The organism is Methanosphaera sp. BMS (genome assembly GCF_003268005.1).
GTDB lineage: Archaea > Methanobacteriota > Methanobacteria > Methanobacteriales > Methanobacteriaceae > Methanosphaera.
The window spans coordinates 2,735,902-2,759,135 of sequence record NZ_CP014213.1; the positions used below are offsets into that span (position 1 = coordinate 2,735,902).

A 23,234-nucleotide genomic window follows, 5' to 3' on the forward strand; every position below is an offset into this window, starting at 1 on the left:
CGATAAAATGAAAGCAGTTATACCAGCAGCAGGTCTAGGAACACGTTTTCTTCCGGCTACTAAGGCCCAGCCTAAGGAAATGTTACCTGTATATAATAAGCCAACGATACAATATGTTGTAGAAGAGGCGGTTAACTCTGGAATAGATGATATACTAATCATTACCGGTAAGGGAAAACGTACAATCGAGGATCATTTCGACAAGTCATTTGAACTGGAATATAACCTCAAGCAGAAGGGAAAACTTGACTACTTAAAACAGGTACAGGACATTACTAACATGGCCGACATTTACTATGTTAGGCAGAAAAAACAGAAAGGATTGGGGGATGCCGTTCGTTGTGCTAAAAAACACATAGGCGATGAAGCATTTGCAGTTCTACTTGGTGACACGTTCACCTACTCCGATGTTCCATGTACAAAACAATTGATGGATGTGCATGAAAAATATGGTGGTTCGGTAATAGCAATTGAAGAACTTCCTGAATATAAGATTGAACGTTATGGAATAGTCGACGGTACACATATAGAAGATAATGTTTATGGGGTAAATAATCTTGTTGAAAAGCCAAAACTTGCCGATGCACCATCAAACCTTGGAATTACAGGTAGATATGTATTGACACCGGATATATTCGATAAACTTGACTCGACCGATGCAGGTGTTGGTGGAGAGATACAGCTGACAGATGCAATCAATGCTCAAGATGAAGTATATGCATGTACATTTGAAGGAAAAATATATGATATAGGAAATACATTAGAATGGCTTAAAAGTTCAATAGATATGGCATTAACCCATGATGATGTAAAAGAGGAAATATTACTTTACTTAAAAGAAAAAATCAACGAAAATTAATTCTTTTCTCCAATATTTTTTTAATTAATTCTAATTTTTCTCATCCCCTTTTTGAATGTTCATCTATTTTTTTCAAAATGTTTACCAGCTAATTCTTTTTTATGCTTTTCAAGTTCTTTTCTATTTTATTCAAATCTCCAAATCTTTAAAAACATAGGACAGTATTTCACAAAAGTTTTATAATCATTCATACAAACATTTATGTGATAAGATGTTTTTTTTACATATTTTAAAGATTTAGATACATCTTATGTAATTATAATTGTAAAAAGAAGTGGGAATTATGTTGATTGAAGAATACCTAATAGAAACGCCCAGTATTGATTACATGAATTCACATATTCAGGAAAAGGTTCAAGAATTTGAAAATCAATCCAATGATGAGATGGACTATATCAAAAGGAGTTATGAATTTGTAAGGGATGAAATTCCTCATTCATGGGATATTGGAGCAAACATTGTTTCAAAAACAGCTAGTGACGTGTTAATAAATAAAACTGGAATATGTTGGACAAAATCATGTCTGTTCGCAGCACTACTAAGAGCAAAAGGAATTCCATCTGGTATTAGTTATCAACTACTTACAATAGCAGATGACGATAGTGAAGGTCATATGATTCATGCATTGAATACGGTGTATGTTAAAGATTTGAAGAAGTGGGTGAGACTTGATGCTAGAGGAAATATAGAAAGTTTAAATACACCTTTCAGTTTGGATAAGGATTGTTTGGCTTTTCAAGTTCGGAGTGAATTGGGAGAAATTGATTATATGGATAACCACGCTGATTTGGATGAAAGATTAGTTAATATACTTTCAGAAAGTGACAATCTCTTTGATATTAATATAGATTTTAAGTTTTAATTAATTTTATCATCAATTCATGTTTTTTCTCAAAATACTAAATTAAATATTTCTTTTTTTAAATTGTCAATTTTAAATTGGAAAAAAGTAATTGTAAAGTAAAGGGGGGTTATGTTAACACTTTTTTATTAAAAATTAAATATTCGAAGGATTGGTTATTTCTCCTTTGATAGCAGATGCTGCAACAACTTCAGGGTTGGATAAGTATACGTAAGATTTTGCACTGCCCATTCTACCTAGGAAATTTCTGTTTGTAGTGGAAATACAAGTCATGTCATCAGTCATAACTCCCATATGTGCACCTAAACAAGGTCCACAACCAGGGTTACAGATAATGGCATTAGAGTCTAGTAATGTTTGAATAATTCCTTCACTGATGGCTTTCTGGTAAATTGCTTTAGAAGCTGGAAATACTAATAATTGAATATCTGGGTGTACTTTATGTCCTTTAAGAATATCCGCTGCTTGAACTAAATCTTCATACCGGCCGTTAGTACATGAACCAAGAACTGCCTGATTAATGGCAGTACCTTCTATTTTATCAACATCTTCCACGTTATCCACGTTATGTGGACATGCTACTTGCGGTTGTAAGTCATTTACATCAAAATCATATATTTTTTCATATTCTGCATCTTTGTCTGGTGTGGTGATGGCATAATCTGTAATGCCCCTATTGGCTAAATATTTTTCAGTGGCTTTATTTGGAATCATTATCCCATTTTTTGCACCACATTCAATTACCATATTTGTCATGGTAAGTCTTGCATCAACGCTCATATCATCAATCGTGTTTCCATGAAACTCAAGGCTCTTGTATGTAGCACCATAGGAACCGATTTCCTTTATAATCCTCAGAATCAAATCCTTTGAATGAACATGTTCTAGTAAGTTTCCATTAACATTAATTTTAAATGACTCTGGAACGTTAAACCATGTTTTTCCCGTAGCGTATACCATGGCCAAATCGGTTGCACCAAGACCTGTTGCAAATGCACCAAATGCACCATAGGTACAAGTGTGTGAATCGGCACCAACCATTACAGTGGATGGTTTAACATGTCCCTTTTCCGGTAGAACTTGGTGGCATATACCTTCACCTTGAGTGTAAATATTTTTAATGTTCTGTTTTTTAGCGAAGTTTCTTACTACCTGTTGGAAATCTGCAGATCCAATCGTGTTTGCCGGTACATTATGGTCAAATACCAAAACGATTTTTTCAGGATTCCATACTTCATCAGCTATCTTTTCAAATACCTTAATTGTTGGTGGGCTAGTTCCGTCATGGCTCATTGCCACGTCAATATGGGTATCAATTGTATCTCCGGGGGATACTTCATCGTTACCAGATGCTTTCGCAAGTATTTTTTCAGTAATATTCATATTAAACCCTCAATGTTTAACGTTTGCTTTTTTGAGAATTTCATCAAATTTTTCATTTGTAATCTCTTCACCTTTTTCACGTTCTTGTTTAACAAGTCTAACAATTTCAAGTAATTTATCATTGTCCACTTTAATTTCCATTGAATCTAGCTTTTCTTCCACAGCAGCTTTACCGGAGTGTTTTCCAAGTACTATCTGTCTTTTAGTTCCAATCATCTCGGGCAGGTATGGTTCGTAACATAGTGGATTTTTAATTATGGCATCCACATGTATGCCTGATTCATGTCGGAATACATTGTTTCCAACAATGGCTTTACTGTCAGGTATTGGAATGCCACTATATTCAGAAACCATACATGATAAGTCATGTATTACCTCTGTTTTAAATCCTAAATCCTTGTTATATAATAATTTCAATGCCATCACCAATTCTTCAAGAGATGCGTTTCCGGCCCTTTCACCAATACCATTAACTGTGGTGGAAATTGCCGATGCTCCTTCGAATAAACCAGCAATTGAATTGGCAACAGCAAATCCAAAGTCATTATGACAATGCAGTGCAATTTCTGTATCAATTTCCTTTCTTATATTTCGGACTAAGTATTGCATAGCATATGGGTTAATGGAACCTGTCGTATCTGCTATATGGATTCTATCAGCATGGTATTCTTCAGCACTTTTATATAAGTCAAGTAATTTTTCAATTTCTGTTCTTGTGGCATCTTCACAAGAAAATGCAACGAATAATCCATGATCTTTACCATATTCAATGGCTTCCATACATATCTTTTTAATATCTTCTCTTGGTTTGTTTAATTTAACTTCAATATGTAAATCTGATGCTCCCATGAATGTTATTATACCATCTACATCGGCATCTAATGCTGCATCAATATCCTCCCTTTTTGTTCTTGTTAGACAAATTGTTTTGGCATTCAATCCTTCGTTTGCAATGGTTTTCACGGCTTTTTTTTCATTTTCGGATACTATTGGAAATCCTGCTTCAATTTGAGGTATGCCTAGTTCATCTAATTTTCGAGCAATGTCCAGTTTTTCGTCAATAGAAAAACAAACTCCTGGTGTTTGTTCACCATCCCTTAATGTGGTATCGTATATATTTATCTTTTCAGGTAAATTGTATTCAACTTCCTTGTTATATATACTTACAAATCTATCGTTTATTTCTAATCCCCCATGATATATTAATTTCAAATAAATTATGAGTAATTAATTATATTCATCAAATATAAAAATCGTTTTATGTATATTTTTGTTATGTTAAATTAATAAGAGATTTATTGATATTACTATTAATATTTTTTTATAATTTCTCGTATAATCTCATAGCTCTAATAACTCAAGATAACTTCTTCTTTCAAAACCACGGGTAATACCCATTTTTTTAAATAATTCCATGATGTTATCCCGTGTTTGTTCAATATCTTCTTCATCATTTGTCATGCATTCTATTTCCATGAAATAACCAATTTTCTCGAGTTTATCCAGTGTTATTGTAAACTCATCATAATAAAAAATTCTTCTAACTTTAGAGACAATTGCTGATGGTTTAAAGCCTAAAGCAATAAGGATATCAGTCATCTTATCTAAATCAGCTACCTCGACTTCTATCTCTTTTCTTGTTTTACTTTTGGAGTCTATTTTTGGTCCTTTGTATGTTAATATTTTTTTAACTTCACCGTCAATTGGTACTAACCTAATACGTAATGCTTCATCAGTTTCTCTATAATCCTTGTCTGGTGCATTAAAATAAATATCTTCCTGTTCTTCACTATGGGAATATGATGCTCCAAGGGATTTGATTTTATTTAAAGCATCATTTTTATCATCAATTTTTGCCTTGATTTCTATTTCAATCATGATATCACTATACTTATTGTATACTTCATTAATAATATTTTTTTTCAAAACAGATAATAGTTAAGTATATAAAGTAATGAGTAACATATATAAATACATAATATGTTATTTGGTATTTTTTTAATATTATGTTAAAAAAAATATATAAAGAGTGGATGGTCGAATGTTTTCTTAAACCCCAAACGGAACAATACTTTTAGAAAATTTTTAGATATTTAATATTGTATTTTTTTAATATTTTAATCTATTTATTTGTAAATCTATTCTATCAATATATTTTCATAAATACTGAATTATTATCACTTATATATGGAGGAGAAATAATGGCAGATGTACAAATTAAAGTTGAAAACATTGTTGCTAGTGCAACATTAGGTAAATCGTTAGAATTACCAAAAATTGCTCCAGCTTTAGAAAATGTTGAATATAACTTAGAGCAGTTCCCTGGTTTAGTTTTTAAACTTAAAGAACCTAAAACTGCAGCTTTAATATTTGGATCTGGAAAATTAGTATGTACTGGTGCAAAATGTATTGAAGATTCAATAAAAGCTATTCACATGACCGTGGATAGAATAAGAGAATTGGATCCTGAAATACCTAATGATTTTGAAATCAAAATACAAAACATTGTGGCATCAGCTAACTTAGGACGAATACTTAACTTAGAAGCAGTTGCTTTGGATTTAGAAAATACCGAATATGAACCAGAACAGTTCCCTGGTTTAGTATACAGATTAACTGATCCTAAAGTTGTATTATTATTATTCGGTTCCGGAAAAGTTGTTTGTACCGGAGCAAAAACAGCTGAACAGGCATCATTAGGTGTTCAGAAAACTAAAGAACGTTTAATGGAATTATACTTAATCGATGAGTAAGTATGGTATGGATCCAATGTTAAAATGAGATAATTTATTTATACTCCAAAATAACCACCTATTAAACTCCAAACATTAATATGCTCAAAGCATGTTCATAATGAATATGCAATGATTATATTAAAAATATCGGTGATATTTTGATTAAATTGGTAGTATTTGATCTGGATAATGTTTTAATCGACACAGAAACAATCGATGAAATTGCGAAAATCAAAGGTCTAGAAAGTGAAATAAGTGAAATAACATTAAAAGCAATGCAAGGAAAAATTCCTTTTGAAACATCAATACGTGAACGTGTTAAAAAACTTGAAGGCATATCTGTAGATGAAATAAATAAGGAAATGGATAAAATCGCTTTATCTAATGGTGCACAAGAAACAGCACAAGCATTAAAAACTAAAGGTTATAAAATAGCAATTATTACTGGAAGTTTTGATGTTATCGCATTGAAAATTAAAGAAAAAATAAATGCAGACTATGCATTTTACAACACTCTGGAAGTTGAAAATGGTAAACTGTCTGGAGAAGTATCAGGACCACTTGTAACCCAGAACAAAATCGATGTCCTAAGACAATTAGTAGATGACATCGGTATAACTCTTGATGAATGTGTTGCAATTGGTGATGGGGCAAATGACCTTGAAATGATTAAAAATGCTAAAATAGGAATAGCATACAACGCAAAACCAATTTTAAGAGAAAACGCCGATTTCACAATTGATGAAAAAGACCTAAGGAAGGTACTTGATATAATGGCAGACGAAGAATTATTTATTGAAGAAGAAAACGTAGAAGAAGTTGAAGCTCAAGAAGAAGAATTTGTGGAAGAAGAAGAAGCTGAAACTGAATCTGAAGAAGTTGAAGAAGAATCTGAAGAGGAAGAATCTGAAGAGGAAGAATCTGAAGAAGAGGAATCTGAAGAGGAAGAATCTGAAGAAGAGGAATCTGAAGAAGAGGAATCTGAAGAGGAAGAATCTGAAGAGGAAGAATCTGAAGAAGAGGAATTTGAAGAAGAGGAATCTGAAGAGGAAGAATCTGAAGAGGAAGAATCTGAAGAGGAAGAAGTTGAAGAAGAAAAACCAGCAATCGATTACTCCAAATTAAACTTCCCACAATTACTGGAAGTTAAAAGAGAGTTAGAAGATGAATTAACTCAACTTAAAAATGAAAGAGATCAGATGAATGAAAATACCAAAACATTCAGAAAAGAAAGAGATGAACTCAATCAAAAACTCAAAGACACTCTTCAAATAGCTTTGGATAAAAGAAATGAAAGAGACGAAATCAACAAAGAAGTTCGTGAAAACAAAGAGCTAAGAAATGAATGTAATGAAGAACTTAAAAAAGTTGAATGGAGCTCCGGTAAAAAAGAAATGTCTAATATCCAGTCAGAAATTAAAAAAATAGATCAAACTATTCAAACTAAAGTATTAGACATCAGAAAAGAAAATGAGTTAGTTAAACGTATATCCGATTTAACAAAACAACTCAAAAAAATCCAAAACGATGAAGAAGAAGAAAAAACTGCAAATCAACTCAAAGAAAAATCCGAAGAATACCACAAAAAAGTAGTTGAACTTTCAGACAAAGCACAAGTTGTTCATGAAGAAATGATTGAATACTTCAACAACATCGACGGAATAAGAGCAGAAGCAGATGCAAAACATCAGGACTTCATCAACTCAAGAAGAGCAGCAACAGCTAAACATGAAGAAGTCAAAGCTAAACTCAGTGAAATCAGAAAAGTTAACAAATGTATGGATCAAGCAAAATCCAGAAACAGAAGTAAAAAACCTGAAGAGAAAAGCAATTCTGATATGAAAGAAAGAGAAGCAGCTGAAGAAATATTCCAAAAATTCAAAGATGGTAAAAAATTAACTACAGATGAATTTTTATTATTACAAAAATACAACATAATGTAGATTTTTTACAATCTAATTTCTTTTTCAATAAAAAAATAAGATATGGTATGATAGTGGGGTTATCAATGTAATTAAACATTGAAACTATCATAATTTTTTTTTAACCCTAATATAACAATTTTTTTTATAATATTTATTTTAAACTCTAATTATACATAAAGCATAACTATTTTTAAAATAACAGGTTTTCACTTGATTAAAAAGAGTAGAAAAGGAGGTTATTCTCTCTGAACATATGTGGAAACACCATCCTTTTTACGAATCTCAATGATGTTTTCAGTTATGCCTATTAACTCAGAGTCATGTGTAACTATTAACATTTGCGGTGCTATGTCTGTATCACGCAGTATTTCAATCAGTTCCAGTTTTCTTTCCTCATCAAGATGCACGGTTGGTTCATCCAAGATGAGTAATTCATTTTTTTGTTTGGATATGACCTTTGCTATTGCAAGTCTTAATGCCAATGCTACAACTATTTTTTCTCCACCGCTTAACATTGAAACATTTAATATCTCATCGGATTTTGTGATTGTTATTTCATAGTTTTCATCTAACTTGATATTGTCGTAGTCGAAGTTGAAGTCATTGAAGATATTGTTTGTTTCAAGTTCTATTTGAGGTTTTGATTTTTCTCTTAAATCCCGCTGAACGCCGTCTTTACCATACATTTCACGAATATTGTTTAGTAGTTTTATGTAGTCATTGAGTGCTACTTGTTCGTTTTCTAGTTTTTCCAGTTCTTTAATATTTTCTTGAATATCACTTTTTTCCTTTTCAAGTGCTTCCTTTTTGGTCTTGTTTTCAACAAGTTTCTTCTCAATTTCTACACATTTTTTATCGGTACATGTATATTCTTTATGTGTCTTTTCATGTATTTTACTATCGTATGATAATTCTCGATTTTCTCTATTAATATTATCAAGGTTATTGTTTTCCTTGGTTAATTTATTATTCATTTCTTTGATTTTATTGTTAGTGTTCTCTTTGTTACTGATGAATCCTACATTTTCATTGTAAATTTTTTCTTTTTCTTCAAGATATCTGATACTGGCTTTTATGTCATCAGGGATTTTTACTTTTTGATTAATTTCCTTAAGCTTAATTTTCAATCCATTTATCTCATCTGTTAATGAATTTTTATTGGATTCTAATTCATCGATACTTTTCAATTCTTTTAATGTGGCCTCAGTTGTCAGATATGACTGTTTATTTGTCTCTAATGATTTGATGTTTTCATTTAATTTTTCAATGTTCTTTTCATTTGAATCATATACTTCTTTCTTATCCTTTAATGATTCAATTTTTGCATTTATTTCTTTGATTTCTTTAAGGAAATTTCTAAACTTATTATAATCATCAATCATTGAATTTGCTTCAATGGTTCGGATTTCACTAATTTTATCGGTTATTAATTTAAGTCTATTATTTTTCTCTTGGATATTCTCATTAATCTTTTTATTGCTGTCTTCACATTCTTGGATTGTATTGTTATACTCTTCAACTAGACTTTCATGTTTTTCATGACTGATATCTGATTGGCATATTGGACATTTGTCAGTAGTATTTTTAAGGTCTCTTAATGACTTTTGAGTATTTGTTATTATGGTATTGTTTGAACTAATCTTTAATTGACATTCTTTAATTTCATTATTTAATGATTCCTGTTGTTTTTCTTTTTCACCCAATTGTTTGGTGTATTCGGTGGATATTTCTTCAGGATTTCTTAAATTAGGATTGTTTAGTATATTACGGGCAGCTTTGGCTTTTTGTTCTAATTTATCAAACAAATCACCTTTTTGACTATTAATTGTAGTTAGTGATGATTCCAGTCTATTTAATTCTTCAATATCTTTTTTTAGTAAATTCTGTCTTTCATTCAATGCTTCCAGTTTTTCCGAGTATTCTATTGATTTTTCGTAATCGGACTTTGTGTTTTTTAATGTTTCATTTAATGCGTTTATCCTACTGATATCCTGTTCTGTTTCAACAAGTTTTGCTCTTTTATCATCATATTTGTCTTTAATTTCAACGAAATCCTTAAATAGTGGAAGTTTTAAAATTTCCTTTTCTATACTCTTATTCTCAGCTTCCTTAGCTTCAATAGTTTTTAACAGAGTTTCTTCCTTATTTAATTGGATCTTGGTTTCATCAATAGTTTTGTTTAATGATTCTATTTGGACCCTGTTTTTCTCATATTTTTCTTTCTTCTGGTTTAATGATTCAACCTCTTTTTCCAATTCTTTCAGGGTATTTGTTAATTCTTCTTTTAATTTCTCATCTGTCTGAAGTTCTTCGGTTATTTTAACCGTTGATTCTGTGTTTTCTTTTTCTTTTTTAAGCAGGTCTTCTTTATTGGCAAGTAATCTATCGTTTAATTCTATCTTATTTTCATATTCCTTGATAATGTTTATCATGTTCTTCCATGATTTTTCTAGATTATCCAGATTCAATAGTTTTGATATGAGTTCTTTTCTATCACTGGCAGTTTTATCTATTAAACTTGTGATTTCTCCTTGTCTGATATATACGGCATTCAAAAAGGAGTTCTTATCAACACCGATTATCTTTTCTATTTCTTCCGTTACCTGTTTTTCTCCATTGGTTATCTGGACTGTTTTGTCACATGAAAGTCTTCTTATTGTGGAACTGCTACTGCTTCTTTTCTTGATTCTTTCAATTTCATATTGAATGTGGTTATGCTTGAATTTAAGCTTGACCATCATTGTACTAACATCATCTTGGGCATCAACCGGCTTTCTAACCATGTCCTGGATATTTCCATCAACCTTTTTGAACAATGCAAATCGTATAGCCTCTAGCAATGTTGATTTTCCGGCACCGTTCTGACCTAAGATTACAGTTATACCCTCATTAAAATCTATTTTGCTATTTTTATGGGATTTGAAATTCTTCAATGTTAATTCTTCAATAATCATTTATTCGCCCCCATAATTCTTTTCAAAGTAGTCATCAGCAATATGTAACGCTTCTTCTTCGTTAGGAATCGACAATTCATGGTATAGACTTGTTGTCAAGTGAATTATGCCTTCATTTTCCCCATAATCCTTAATTATCCTATTTTCCAGTGCTTTTTCCGGTGTGAGATTATCCCAATTCTCTATTCCATCAGGCTCTGTTATTGTTGGATTGCATATGCATCTAATGCTCAATGCTTTATCACCTATAATTTCATCAATTTTTTCAAGCACGTCACTTTTTTCAAAATCACCCTCTTTAACAGTCAAGTCTAGTATAGGTTTTACTTCTAAGTCCTTAATTTCATCATTTATTTCCACTAACTTCTCTTCAAGTTTAGGATATTTGATTTTTTTAATGATGTACTTCCTTTTGAGTGGTAGGTTTACATGTTGAACATCAATATCATCTTTTTCATCATCAATTGTTACAAGGGTATAACCTTTACCGTTTTTCTTATAATCATCTAATTCTTTTTTGGTTCTAAGTTCGGTAGAACCTGGATAACACATTATTCCATCCTTGAATGAGGATATGTATCGTTTATGGATATGGCCCATGGCATAATAGTCGAAGTTATCCGGTATGGTATTTAGTTCAAATTCCTTTGAATATTGGTCGAACTTCTCCAACCCTCCATGTAATATAAGTATCTTATACTTGTAACTTTCACCCTTTTGTTTTATTTCATTTGCAAAGTTAGTGATTTGTTCCTGATAGTTGGGTGAGATATACTGTAATCCTCCGATAAACACGTCATCATTTATTGTGTAAGTTTTACCCTTCTCGACTATGTGGAAATGTTCGTTTTCAAATAATCTCTGTGGAATTTCAGTATTGCTCTTTTGCATCTTGTCATGATTACCTGCTATAACATAAACGGGGATATTATGAGAAACTAATCTCATAAATCCTTGTTGTGCGGTAAGCAAGGCCTTTATTGGTGGTTTTGGACTTTCAAATAGGTCTCCACTATGAATTACGCAGTCAACATCATTATCAATCATGTGGTCAATGATTTCATCAAATCTCTCATAGAAATCATTTTCACGTTCAGATAATCCATATTGTCTGTATCCAAGGTGGGTATCTGCAAAGTGTGCTATTCTAAGTTTCATATTCAATTACCTTTATAATAATAATTCTATATCTTCATTATCTTTCTTGCGTTTTTCTTCCCGTTCTTGCTTGTCTGTCTGCCATAGTTTAACAATATCCAAGTCACTACCCACACTTTTTCCTTCAAATTCATCTATCTTTACCATTGTAGGTATTTTTGTCATTTGACCAAGAATTACAGCTTCTCCTATGTTCAGTGAAGGCAGTTGTTCTAGAAGGTCATTGCTTAGACTTTCACTACTTTTCTGGACATGCTTTTGATCGCCGGGTTCTACTAGTCTTAAGATGATAAGGTTGTTTATCTGACTAAGTGAACCATTGTCCAGTGATTTAGGACTTTGACTTACAAGACATAATCCTACACCGAATTTACGTCCCTCTCTTGCAATTTTACTAATGGTACTTTTTGATTTGGTATTAAGGGAATTTGACGCCAGGTTATGTGCTTCTTCTATGACACAAAATATTGGATAGTCCAATACCTTTTTACCGTTATTTTCTATCTTATTTTTTCTTCTGATTAATATGTTGTCCAGCATATGCTTTACGATAATGTCGGTTGGTGTTTCACTAAGAGAACCTAAACTTACTATGTTGACTTTACCCGGTACTATGCTATCTACCATATCGCCGACATCCGTTCGGTTAAGAAGATTATAATGTATACGGTACATGTCTTCCAATTTAAACAGTACCTGATAGTTTGCCTCAATATGACTTTTCCTTTTAGGGTCCTCACCTTCAAGTTCTTTAATCTTATCTTTTATCCAGGAAATCATGTTATCGAAGAAGTCTTCCTTATTATCCGTAAGATCTTGCTCTTTAGCATAGTCATATGCGTCTCTCAGGTATTTTGTTTGATTGGTAGCTCCTTCACTGAATTTACCTAACTTCATATATTCATGTACTGATAAATCCCTGGGATTTATTTTTGAAGGAATGGTTATTGTTTTACCATTTTTAAATTCTGTTTTTGAATATTCACTATGTGCATCAAATACAAGTATCGTACCGTTAAGTCGAAGAAGTTCATCTATAATAACAGATGTGGTATTTGATTTACCACTACCGGTCATAGCTAAAATAGCAAGGTGTCTTGACACCATCTTATTTACGTCCAACTTCACGGCTACATCTGGCTGTTTGAGGATTGTCCCGATTTTAATACCTTCATCCTTTTCAAATATTTCCTTAAGCAACTCTTTTTCAGCCTTATATATTATTGTACCTGGAGGTGCAGGTGTTCTTGGAATAATAAGCTTGTCCTTATCTCCAAGTATCGTAATTGTCCCCCTGATGTAACACTCAGTGTCTCCATCCAGCTTTAATATTTTACCGATGGTATCCGGATTTAACAGGTCATCACCTAATGTTGTACAACCTCTAAATAATGAATCAATCATTCCCAGTATGGTTTTATCATCATAGTTTAAATATACGTATTCTCCTACTGCAGGAGTTTCCTTTGATATAAATGACACTTTGCTCGGTGTTGTTTCACCATAGCATCTTCCTAAAAATTCACTCATTATAATTCCCCTTTTTTGATATATTTTTTCATATTATTTTTTTTTTAATTATCAGTTACCAAGTCTATTTTTAATTATTTTACATTATCACATGTCTAATATGATAATACTTCCCTTCCTTTAGGTTTGTTTTTAAGCTCATAAACCATTTCCATTCTATCCATGAATTTATTTGTTATCACAACATTGTCATGAACTTTCTTTAATATATATGGATATCCGTTAATGCTGCAGCTGTACAAATCATCCAGTATGTTAACAATATTGTCCAGTATTTTATTGACATTATCCTTGTTCTTTAAAGGTATTTCTATTTTTATCACATGTTTTTTATTTTCCAACCGTGCAAATAATGTAATGTAATGGTAGTTTAAGATTTTATCATTGTACAATGGGTATTCCAGGCTCGTAAATCTGTTCTGGTTTAGTGGTCTTACAAGTTTCTTATTGTCAGTTACAGCAGGGATGGTGTATCCTGATTCCGTTGTGAAATATTCTAAAACAGCAGAGTCGGGTATTTTTTCATCGAATAATTTGTTTGTTCTGCTGGTTTTTGAGATACATACAATCTTTTCTGAGTAATTGTTTATCAGGTGAGTTATACATGCCAACAGTTCCAGGCCAGTGTAGTAGTTTTGTATCTCCTCTTCAAAATTCTCATATTTGAAGTTGGATAGTTCTTCATCATTTGACTCTTTCGCTTTTTGAATGACCTGCTGTTTGATATAGCCTATATTGTTATAATAGTCTAGTTCAACGTCAAAACTATTGTCATCTAACTTTTTTTCAAACTTTTTAATAATACCCAACAATATAGTTTTGATTTGTTGATTTAACTCGTTGTTTACATTAAAATGGTGCAGTTGTCCTCTTAGTGATCCGTCAATCAATATATAATCGATTGTATTTTCATTGTTTTTCAAGCTTTTCAACGTATTTTTAAGTTCCAAGATTTCCATATACGTGGAAATGTACTGGTTGAATCCTTCAAGATTTGTTGCAGTATAGGTACGGACATCCGCTTCTTCTGATTCAGGTATTATACTTTCATCGGGCCTTGATAGTAATGTGACAGCTCCAACGGCATATAATATCCCATCCAAGTATTTTTTACTGTTATGGCTGCCATCTGTTGAGATGAACGTCTTGTCTTGGATTGTCTTCTCAAAAGTGTGTGGTTTGAATAGTCTATCAATTTCTTCAGGGTTGATGTCTTCATGTAAACTATCAAATTCTTCCTGTATCTGGTCTTTTCTTTCAATCATTTTCTCATATAGAGACTCTAACAATTTGATTAACCTCCCTTGAAATTTTATTATTTTTATCTATATGTTATTTTTCTATTGCATTCATTAATATAATTAATAGATTTCTTAATATTTGGCACGATTTTTTGATTAGATTTTTATTTTAGTTAATATCCATTTATATTAGTAAAACCCCGTTATGCATCCATTTACTAAGGATTGCTTTATCCTGATACTAGTCTATGCTACTTTATTTAAATAAATTATCCAAGCATGTGATAAGTACTACATGGGGGGTATTGAGAAATATTATTGTTTGTATAAGGATGTTAATCAAAGTTATATTTCAAACATTTTCCATCAATTAATATATAATCCATAAAAAAGATAAATACTACTAAAGGTGTTAATATGCAGATAATTACAAAAAAGGAAAATAATGTTTTAGCCCTCTTAAAAGATATCAAACAGGACTATCCGGAAAGTGTATCATTTGATGTTATTAAAGAGTCATTGGATATTTCAGAGACTCGTCTTGTTGAATCATTGGAAATATTGCAGAAAAAGGAATTCATCAAATTGGACTCAGAAAACAACATGATATACTATGATGATTTGAACATGGAAGTCAAAGTGGTGGAGAATAGATCAGAATTAAAAAGATACATGCTAAACAAAACTGAAGAGGATGCATATGAGATAATACGTGATGTCATAACCAAATATGATGGATATGCACCAAGATATGTGCTTGAAGGTGCATTGCTATACGGACAACTGGAATTAACACCAAAAAGGACTTATAATATAATAGTATCATTGGAAAACAAAAAACTGTTGAATAAAGTTGTCAAAACCGATGGTGAATATTATACAATATAATCCATTATACAACTCTTTTTAACAAATATTTTTTTTATCTCTCTTTACATTCTTCTTTTTCATTGATAAATCCATATGAAAACATATAATTAACTATACTTACATAAATATATTCATATAGATATCATTTTTTAAAGAAATCAAAAAAATAAAAGGAGTTTTAATATTGATACTTATCGTAGGTGGAGCAGGATATATAGGTGCTCACGTAAACAAATTACTAAATGAATCAGGTTATGAAACTGTCATACTCGATAACCTAAGTCATGGACATAAAGAGGCAGTACAATGGGGAACATTATGTCAATGTGACATAAAGGACATTGACAGCATAGAAAAAATATTCGAAGAATATGACATCACAGCTGTAATGCACTTTTCCTCATTCATAGAAGTGGGCGAATCAGTTCAAAACCCACAGAAATACTATCAAAACAACGTCGTAAACACGTTAAACCTATTGAATACCATGATAAAATATGATGTAAAGAAATTCATATTCTCATCAACATGTGCAACATATGGGGTGCCACAAAAGATACCACTGACCGAAGATCATCCACAAAATCCAATAAATCCATATGGATGGACAAAGCTAATGGTAGAAAGAATACTTAAGGATTATGACACTGCATATGGTCTTAAATCAATCATCTTACGATACTTCAATGCATCAGGGGCTGATGAATCCGGATTAATAGGTGAAGACCACTCTCCGGAATCACATTTAATACCATTAATACTTGACGCGGCAATTGCAAAAAGGGAAGATATAAAAATATATGGTACAGACTATGATACACCCGATGGAACATGTATCCGTGATTACATCCACGTAAATGATTTGGCCGATGCACATATAAAGGCATTGGAATATCTGGAAAAAAACAATACAAGCAATGAGTTTAACCTCGGAAACGGTAAAGGATTCTCCGTAAGGGAAGTAATTGATTCTGTTAAAAAGGTAACCGGCAAAGACTTCAAAGTAACAGAAACTCCAAGACGTGAAGGGGACCCTGCAGTATTAATCGGAAGTGCCCAGAAAGCCCATGAACTGCTTGGATGGACTCCGATATATGATGATATAGATGATATCGTAAAGACTGCCTGGAACTGGCATAAAAAACTAAACAAGGTAAATGATGATGAATAACTCGGTATGTGCAGTAGTAGTAACATATAATCGTAAAGAATTACTCGTTAAATGTATTGACAGTTTGATAGGTCAATCTCTTAATGTTGATGCAATATACATTGTAGATAATGACTCTACAGACAATACTCCTGAACTATTAAGTGACTATGGATTTATCACATCACTTCCTCCGGTAGATTATGAATCCACATGGAGCTGTGATAATGAATATGAAAATATTCACATCAAGTACATAAAGCTGTCCAAAAATATGGGTGGGGCAGGAGGATTTTATGAAGCCGTCAAGCAGGCCTACCTTGATGAATATGACTGGATATGGATAATGGATGATGATGCATTCCCAACAGAAGACTGTTTAAAGGAATTGTCACCCTATTATGACTTGGAAGATACAGTGGCACTGGCAAGTTTGAAAGTTGACCTGGAAGATAACATACTATATCATCATAGGGGATACTTCAACTTCAACAGCGGACTTCCCATACAAACTCCCATAAGCTATGAGGATACCCAGGTGGAAGTAAAGGACATTGACATGGTATCCTTCGTCGGACTACTGGTTAAAAGGGACGCCATTGAAAAAATAGGATATCCCAAGAAGGAATTCTTCATACATGCCGATGACTTGGAATACTGTATAAGACTTAGAAGTGTTGGAAAAATCAAACTTATAAATAAAAGCATCATAAAACATGCAGAAGGAAGTACAACCGGAACATTTACAAAAAGGATATTGGGTTTTAATGTAGATAGAAGACCCTATGATAAGCTATGGATAAACTATTTCATGCAAAGAAACCTAATCTGGATTGGTAGAAAATACTCGACAAACAAATTATCATTATACCTGACAATACTGAAAAATTATTTGTTGACCTGTATTGGAATTATAGCCCTTGATGACCATAAATACAACAGGTTGAAATTCTATACGAATTCATATCTGGATGGATTAACATCAAATTTTGATAATAAAAAGCCCCGCAGAATACTATACAAGGAGGAATGATTATGGGAGTAAAATTTAAGGATATAACATCACCGGAGTTCATAGAATTGAATGATTTGGGTGGAAAATTATTGACTGTGGATGCCTCAAATGTAATCTATAAGTTCCTGTCATCAATGAGACAACCGGACGGATCACCACTTAAGGATTTAAATGGAAACATAACATCTCACCTAAACGGGATAATGTTTCAAACGTCTACACTGATAGCAAAGGGTATAAAGCCAATATACGTCTTTGATGGGAAAGCACCCGAGTTAAAAAAGAAAACACAGGAAGAACGTATAAACATCAAAAAAGAGGCACAGGAAAAATATGAAGAAGCCAAAAAAGCCGGTGACTATGAAACCGCTAGAAAATATGCCTCCAGAACACCCTATTTGAATAAGGAAATAATAGACTCCTCAAAAAAACTGCTTGACTTGATGGGACTTCCATATGTACAGGCAAAAACAGAAGGGGAAGCACAAGCATCATATATGGTGGCTGAAGGTGATGCATGGGCTGTTGTCAGTCAGGACTATGATTGCCTGCAGTTTGGAGCATCAAGAATGCTTAAAAACTTTAAACTGTCATCCAGACAATCCAAGGATTTGCAGGTAATATCACTAGAGAAAACATTGAATGAATTAAATGTAACTCGAGAACAACTGGTTGACATAGCAATACTTGTTGGTACGGATTTCAATGCAGGAATACATGGAATAGGACCAAAGAAAGGACTTAAATTAATACAAAAATATGGTAACCTTGAAACCGCCCTGAAAAAATTAGATAAGACAATAGAAGAAGATTATAATCAGATAAGGGAAATATTCTTACATCCGGATGTTGTAACGGATTATGATTTAAAATTCAGAAATCCAAAACGAGAACAGTTGATTGATTTCTTATGTGGGGATCATGACTTTACCGAAGAGCGAACATTTGCGGCTATTGATAAACTGGTTCATGAAACCGCTCAGACAAGTCTAGAACAATGGTTCTGATATATTTTTTAGTTTTTAAAATTATGGGGATGTGAGACAACTATCCCCCGATGAGTAATTTTTTATTATTTCAAATCCCTTTATTTTTAATTAATTATATTGTCTATTTTTATTTGATAAAATTTTTTTTTTATTTTTAGTGTTGGCACAAATTATGTTTTTTCACTTTTGAGTAATACTTTTATACACTTACTATTTATTAGCATCTGTTTAAGTTAAAATTTAAAATAATTATATTATTAATACTTATCATGACCCCCTTTGAATACTTATCATGACTCCCCTTTGAATACTTATCATATGCTCTCATTTTATTTATATAGTATCTATGAATAATATAATAATATAATCATGTAATATGTTATGTATTTATAATGGGGGACTCTTATGAATGTTTATTGGGGGAACATTTTGTTGGATATTATGTGATTATGTTTATTCAGTGATTATAGGGGAGGTGAACTAAGATATATTATGTCTGATGATTGTGTTTTATTAACTCAAAGTGTTCTTATTCGTGGTCTTACTAAGAAACAATATAATGTTTTGGTGGATATTTCCTTGAAACTTAACTATTTGAGAAATTGTGCTGTGGAAAAGACTCCATTTGTTAAATCTACTGACAGAAAGCATTTTAAGAAAATAAATTTTAAATCAATAATTAGCAAGGTCAAAGAGGAATTTAAGATGGAATATTCTTTTATTCAGGCTCAGTTAGCTAATGCTGCTGTAAAGAAGCATGTTGAATCATTCAATGGTTATGTTGAGTTGAAAAATAAAAAAATTGATGGTGAATATAATCGAAAGGTTAATCCGCCTAAAAAACATGAGAATTATCGATTACATAATATCATAATTCCGAAAGAATCTATTACTTCTTCTAAAAAGAAGCTAAGGGAGGGTTTTATAGAATTGCCATTAAGTAGGGAGTATAAGAAAGTGTTGGAATCAAAGAATTGTAGACCTAGAATAAAAATTCCTGAGAATATACGAGATAAAAAGATTATTCAAGTGGAAATTATTCCTATAAATAATGGAAAGATGTTTAAGGCAAATTTCACTTATGAAGCTGAAAAAGAGCCATTGGATTTGGATAGTGATAAGATTATGGGTATTGATCCTGGTGTAAATAATTTTGCAACAATTGTTACAACTGAAGGGCCTCACGTGCAATTGTGGACGGGAGAAAATTAAAAAATCAAATATACTTCAAAATGTAAGAAAACAGCTCACTACAGATCAATTCTTGATAAGCAAGGACGTAAAACATCCAATAGAATCCGAAAAATAAACCAAAAATTCAAAAACATACAAGACAACTTCCTCAACCAAACAGTAAACTTCATCATAGAAAGATGTAAAGAACAAGATGTAGGTACAATTGTGCTTGGATACAACAATAATTTCCAGCACAAGACCAATATGGGAAAAAAACAAAACCAAATATTTTCACACATAGCATTCAAACAATTCAAACAAAAACTAGAAACACGATGCCAGATACACGAAATAGATCTGATAATACAGGAAGAATCATACACAAGCCTAAGTAGCTTCCTAGATGAAGATATACTACCAGAATACCAAGAAAAAGATGATGAAAAAGAGGAGGATGATGTGGAATATGAATTTAAGGGCAATAGAATCAAACGTGGATTATACGAAACACAAAATGGAAAACGTATTAATTCAGATGTAAATGCTGCAGCCAATATTATGCGAAAATGTAAGCATGGGTTCGATTTTGAACGATTGTGTAAGTGGGTCCGGACTACTCCAAGTAAAATCAAATTATAACCAAGACATCCAGATATATAATAGGTGCGGTATAAAAAAAATGTTTATCCCTTATTGTCCATTATTGTTATTATCATATGTTTGTCGTTATTTGATTTGAACAAAGGCAAAAGAGAGTTCTCCATGCAGTATGATTGTTTCTGGGTTTTAAATCTTTTATAATAAAAGAAAGAAATGTTGTGCTGTTTATTGTTTACTTGCTTTAAAATGAAAAAATGGGTGTTATAAAATATATGTTTATGGAAGTTTTTTTTTCTTCTTGACTTATATGAGTAATACTTTTTTTTGTTTTAAAATACTTTTGGCCAAGTCTATAAATAGAGAACGTGCAACAATTCCTTTTAGAGGTTTTTTAGTAAGATTTTATTATAACTATGTTCATAATTATCAAATATAACTTGATATCATGTTTAATATTATAATATAAAAAAATATTCAATTCACATAGCAAAATAATTGTCGCACACTTTAATTTGATAAAAAATTCCAGAAATTATAGATTTAAAGAAGATACCTCTTATATATAACAATTGAATATTTTATAGACCCATTATTATATAGTTAAAGGTAAGACTATGGATGAAATGAATTTTCATATATTCTTTTATAAATCCCATTTAATGAACCATTTTTTTCTTCAAATTAACGGTTAATCCATTAAACTATAAATAATTCTTGTTACATAACTTATTATTATAAAAACATAGGAGATTGATATATATGGCAGAATTACCAATTGCCCCAATAAAAAGAATCATTAAAGATGCAGGTGCAGCAAGAGTAAGTGATGATGCTGCAAAAGTACTAGCAGATGCTTTAGAAGAATATGCTGAAGAAATAGCAATTCAAGCAAATAAACTAGCAAAACATGCAGGTCGTAAAACTGTAACTGCTGAGGATATTGAATTAGCATTACAATAAGTTTAAATAAGATATATGTAACTTTACATATATGCTTAATTCTTTTTTTTTTGAGATGAGTGTTGGCAAAAAAGATTTTTCCTATTTTTTGAGTAATACTTTTTTTTAAAATTCAATTTTTTCTTTGATAAAATCACTTATTTTTTTAAAATATTTTATATTTAATTTTATTTTATGATTATAATAATTATTATAGCATAACATTTAAATACTAGTAATTATATATATTTATATAGGAAATTAAAAATAATTTGGTATTTATATATGGGAGTAAAAGTTGTGGATTTGAAACAAAGCAAATGGTATTATGGTTGTTTAGATGATGAGATTCCAAGGGATGATATCGTGTTTTTGGTAACATAATTTGTGTTATCCAATAAAGATAAGATATATGAAGTTGTGGATATTAAAGAGAAGGGTAGGCCTGTTAATCCTCCAGAATATCTCGTATCTCTTTTAATTTAGGGGCATTACGTCATATTGATGGAACTGATGAATTAGCTGAAATGGCTAGGTTTCATCAGAAATTCAGATATGCATGTGGTGATTTACAACCTTCTGGAAGAGTTTTACGTAAATTTATGCAGGATTATGGTAATTTATTTAAGCAAATGTTTAGTTCTTACCTTAAATTTAGCGTATACTTTAGGATTAACTGATTTTGATTTTGTTTGTGTCGATGGAACCATAATTAAAGCAACTAACTCCCCATTTAATGTAATTTACTATGAAGATGCGTTAGTTTTGATAAAAAACTTGAAATCTGATTCGCCATCAAGTGAAGCGATTGATGATCTTCGTCGTCCAGCAAGAAAATTCTATTATAATTCCGTTATGACTACTGAACGTAAACTAGAGTTATTAAAGAAAATGATTGAAATTATGGACAATAATGGAAAAAATAAGATTCGTGCATTTGATATTGATTCACGAAGTATGCAGACTAAAAAAGGTCATAAAGAGCCATCATATAACATGCAATTAGTAACAGACACACAATCAAAGTTAATTTGTGCTGTACACATATCACAACATCCCACAGATCATCATGAATTACCACCAACAATGAATAAAGCAGTAGAGAATTTACCGACAAAACCCCACAAAGTAAGTGCAGATACAATCTATAAACAAGAATCTACTCTTCAATATCTTGAAAAAGAACGTTATGATGGAATAATACCAGATCAAGGACAAAATAGAATAAATCAAGGTAAAATACCAGACAATCTATTCCATAAAGACAATTTCACATACAATTTTGACAAAGACACATTTCAATGTCCATCAGGAGAAACATTAAATCATAAATCCACCACATATGAAGAATCTAAAGATGATAAAAACACAAAAATACGAGTAAAATCATATTATAACTATAATGCATGTAAAAACTGTAAATATCAAGACTCATGCACTTCACCTTCCCAATCACACCGAGTTATACAAGAACGAGGTTCAGACCTAAGTTTGGAAATGAAAAACAAAATGAACACCAAAGAATACCAAGAAAAATACAAAAAAAGAGGATCTACTGCAGAATCACCTAACGGAACACTCAAAGATCAATACCACATTAACCAAATAATAAGCAGAGGACAAGAAGACAAAGAAAACAAAATAACACTAAGAGCCGTAGCATACAACTTAAGAGCAATATTCAACAAAATATTAGAAGCAGATGACACAATAAACTTCAAAAACTTAGTAAAATACCATATAGATGACTACATGTTAGAAATAATACAAGAATTTGATGACATCAAATTCAAACTAACAGAACTAAAAAAATCAAAAAGTATTACAAAAGAGTGAAAAAACAGACTT

The 23,234-nt window shown here is 31.5% G+C and carries 19 protein-coding genes; 12 read left to right on the forward strand and 7 right to left on the reverse strand.

The annotated features are described in order from the left end of the window. The first annotated feature begins 7 nt into the window (after nt 1–7). Both galU and AW729_RS10450 read left to right on the forward strand, forming a co-directional pair. Nucleotides 8–859, forward strand: coding sequence for a UTP--glucose-1-phosphate uridylyltransferase GalU (gene galU, locus AW729_RS10445; protein WP_112125061.1), 852 nt, complete (start codon nt 8–10; stop codon nt 857–859). 283 nt (nt 860–1,142) lie between these two features. After that, nucleotides 1,143–1,721 carry a transglutaminase family protein gene (locus AW729_RS10450; protein WP_236951232.1) on the forward strand — a complete coding sequence of 193 codons (579 nt, stop codon included), beginning with the start codon at nt 1,143–1,145 and terminating at the stop codon, nt 1,719–1,721. 135 nt (nt 1,722–1,856) lie between these two features. On the opposite strand, the gene hacA is transcribed toward AW729_RS10450, so the two are convergent. From hacA to cyaB, 3 genes are all read right to left on the reverse strand, one after another. Continuing rightward, the gene (hacA, locus tag AW729_RS10455) at nt 1,857–3,104 is read right to left on the reverse strand and encodes a homoaconitase large subunit (protein WP_112125062.1); all 1,248 of its coding nucleotides are present in this window, start codon (nt 3,102–3,104) and stop codon (nt 1,857–1,859) included. A gap of 9 nt (nt 3,105–3,113) precedes the next feature. After that, nucleotides 3,114–4,316: a homocitrate synthase family protein gene (locus tag AW729_RS10460; RefSeq protein WP_236951233.1), complete on the reverse strand. Its 1,203-nt coding sequence runs from the start codon at nt 4,314–4,316 to the stop codon at nt 3,114–3,116. A 129-nt stretch (nt 4,317–4,445) separates the two neighbouring features. Continuing rightward, a complete protein-coding gene (gene cyaB / locus AW729_RS10465; protein ID WP_112125063.1) occupies nt 4,446–4,982 on the reverse strand; it encodes a class IV adenylate cyclase in 537 nt (178 codons plus the stop codon). A gap of 323 nt (nt 4,983–5,305) precedes the next feature. Between cyaB and AW729_RS10470 the strand changes: the two genes are divergently transcribed. Together AW729_RS10470 and serB are read left to right on the forward strand one after the other, a co-directional pair. Then, on the forward strand, nt 5,306–5,857 hold the full coding sequence (locus AW729_RS10470; protein WP_112125064.1) for a TATA-box-binding protein: 552 nt from the start codon (nt 5,306–5,308) through the stop codon (nt 5,855–5,857). Nucleotides 5,858–5,997: 140 nt separating this feature from the next. After that, nucleotides 5,998–7,782 (forward strand): phosphoserine phosphatase SerB, encoded by a 1,785-nt coding sequence (serB, locus tag AW729_RS10475; protein ID WP_112125065.1) that lies wholly within the window; start codon nt 5,998–6,000, stop codon nt 7,780–7,782. A 218-nt stretch (nt 7,783–8,000) separates the two neighbouring features. Here the strand turns inward: serB and AW729_RS10480 are convergent, their stop codons facing one another. The 4 genes from AW729_RS10480 to AW729_RS10495 all read right to left on the reverse strand — a co-directional run bounded on the left by AW729_RS10480 (nt 8,001) and on the right by AW729_RS10495 (nt 14,695). Beyond that, complete coding sequence (locus AW729_RS10480) at nt 8,001–10,718, reverse strand: AAA family ATPase (RefSeq protein WP_112125066.1); 2,718 nt, start codon at nt 10,716–10,718, stop codon at nt 8,001–8,003. Continuing rightward, complete coding sequence (locus tag AW729_RS10485) at nt 10,719–11,876, reverse strand: DNA repair exonuclease (protein ID WP_112125067.1); 1,158 nt, start codon at nt 11,874–11,876, stop codon at nt 10,719–10,721. A 12-nt stretch (nt 11,877–11,888) separates the two neighbouring features. Then, nucleotides 11,889–13,406 (reverse strand): ATP-binding protein, encoded by a 1,518-nt coding sequence (locus AW729_RS10490; RefSeq protein WP_112125068.1) that lies wholly within the window; start codon nt 13,404–13,406, stop codon nt 11,889–11,891. A 95-nt stretch (nt 13,407–13,501) separates the two neighbouring features. After that, nucleotides 13,502–14,695 carry a DNA double-strand break repair nuclease NurA gene (locus AW729_RS10495; protein ID WP_162685900.1) on the reverse strand — a complete coding sequence of 398 codons (1,194 nt, stop codon included), beginning with the start codon at nt 14,693–14,695 and terminating at the stop codon, nt 13,502–13,504. 369 nt (nt 14,696–15,064) lie between these two features. Here AW729_RS10495 and AW729_RS10500 point away from each other — a divergent pair, with 369 nt between their 5' ends. The 8 genes from AW729_RS10500 to AW729_RS10535 all read left to right on the forward strand — a co-directional run bounded on the left by AW729_RS10500 (nt 15,065) and on the right by AW729_RS10535 (nt 23,222). After that, a complete protein-coding gene (locus AW729_RS10500; RefSeq protein ID WP_112125070.1) occupies nt 15,065–15,535 on the forward strand; it encodes a hypothetical protein in 471 nt (156 codons plus the stop codon). Nucleotides 15,536–15,701: 166 nt separating this feature from the next. Then, nucleotides 15,702–16,688 carry a UDP-glucose 4-epimerase GalE gene (galE, locus tag AW729_RS10505; RefSeq protein ID WP_112125071.1) on the forward strand — a complete coding sequence of 329 codons (987 nt, stop codon included), beginning with the start codon at nt 15,702–15,704 and terminating at the stop codon, nt 16,686–16,688. Continuing rightward, nucleotides 16,681–17,700, forward strand: a complete 1,020-nt coding sequence (locus AW729_RS10510; protein ID WP_162685901.1) for a glycosyltransferase family 2 protein — start codon at nt 16,681–16,683, stop codon at nt 17,698–17,700. The genes galE and AW729_RS10510 overlap by 8 nt, the downstream gene beginning before the upstream one ends. A gap of 2 nt (nt 17,701–17,702) precedes the next feature. After that, entirely contained in the window at nt 17,703–18,689 is a 987-nt protein-coding gene (gene fen / locus AW729_RS10515) for a flap endonuclease-1 (protein ID WP_112125073.1), read from the forward strand. 474 nt (nt 18,690–19,163) lie between these two features. After that, nucleotides 19,164–19,883: a hypothetical protein gene (locus AW729_RS10520; protein WP_112125074.1), complete on the forward strand. Its 720-nt coding sequence runs from the start codon at nt 19,164–19,166 to the stop codon at nt 19,881–19,883. A 114-nt stretch (nt 19,884–19,997) separates the two neighbouring features. After that, nucleotides 19,998–20,486 (forward strand): IS200/IS605 family accessory protein TnpB-related protein, encoded by a 489-nt coding sequence (locus tag AW729_RS10525; protein ID WP_257791428.1) that lies wholly within the window; start codon nt 19,998–20,000, stop codon nt 20,484–20,486. Nucleotides 20,487–21,206: 720 nt separating this feature from the next. Beyond that, on the forward strand, nt 21,207–21,407 hold the full coding sequence (locus tag AW729_RS10530; RefSeq protein WP_112125076.1) for a histone family protein: 201 nt from the start codon (nt 21,207–21,209) through the stop codon (nt 21,405–21,407). 591 nt (nt 21,408–21,998) lie between these two features. Then, on the forward strand, nt 21,999–23,222 hold the full coding sequence (locus tag AW729_RS10535) for a transposase (RefSeq protein WP_162685902.1): 1,224 nt from the start codon (nt 21,999–22,001) through the stop codon (nt 23,220–23,222). The last annotated feature ends 12 nt before the right edge of the window (nt 23,223–23,234 follow it).

Coding starts and splice junctions, on each gene's coding strand:
- AW729_RS10510 (WP_162685901.1), top strand. CDS start 16,681: ATGAATAACTCGGTATGTGCAGTAGTAGTAACATATAATCGTAAAGAA.
- cyaB (WP_112125063.1), bottom strand. CDS start 4,982: ATGATTGAAATAGAAATCAAGGCAAAAATTGATGATAAAAATGATGCT.
- fen (WP_112125073.1), top strand. CDS start 17,703: ATGGGAGTAAAATTTAAGGATATAACATCACCGGAGTTCATAGAATTG.
- AW729_RS10485 (WP_112125067.1), bottom strand. CDS start 11,876: ATGAAACTTAGAATAGCACACTTTGCAGATACCCACCTTGGATACAGA.
- AW729_RS10530 (WP_112125076.1), top strand. CDS start 21,207: ATGGCAGAATTACCAATTGCCCCAATAAAAAGAATCATTAAAGATGCA.
- AW729_RS10450 (WP_236951232.1), top strand. CDS start 1,143: ATGTTGATTGAAGAATACCTAATAGAAACGCCCAGTATTGATTACATG.
- AW729_RS10500 (WP_112125070.1), top strand. CDS start 15,065: ATGCAGATAATTACAAAAAAGGAAAATAATGTTTTAGCCCTCTTAAAA.
- AW729_RS10480 (WP_112125066.1), bottom strand. CDS start 10,718: ATGATTATTGAAGAATTAACATTGAAGAATTTCAAATCCCATAAAAAT.
- AW729_RS10470 (WP_112125064.1), top strand. CDS start 5,306: ATGGCAGATGTACAAATTAAAGTTGAAAACATTGTTGCTAGTGCAACA.
- galU (WP_112125061.1), top strand. CDS start 8: ATGAAAGCAGTTATACCAGCAGCAGGTCTAGGAACACGTTTTCTTCCG.
- AW729_RS10535 (WP_162685902.1), top strand. CDS start 21,999: ATGGTAATTTATTTAAGCAAATGTTTAGTTCTTACCTTAAATTTAGCG.
- hacA (WP_112125062.1), bottom strand. CDS start 3,104: ATGAATATTACTGAAAAAATACTTGCGAAAGCATCTGGTAACGATGAA.
- AW729_RS10490 (WP_112125068.1), bottom strand. CDS start 13,406: ATGAGTGAATTTTTAGGAAGATGCTATGGTGAAACAACACCGAGCAAA.
- AW729_RS10520 (WP_112125074.1), top strand. CDS start 19,164: ATGTCTGATGATTGTGTTTTATTAACTCAAAGTGTTCTTATTCGTGGT.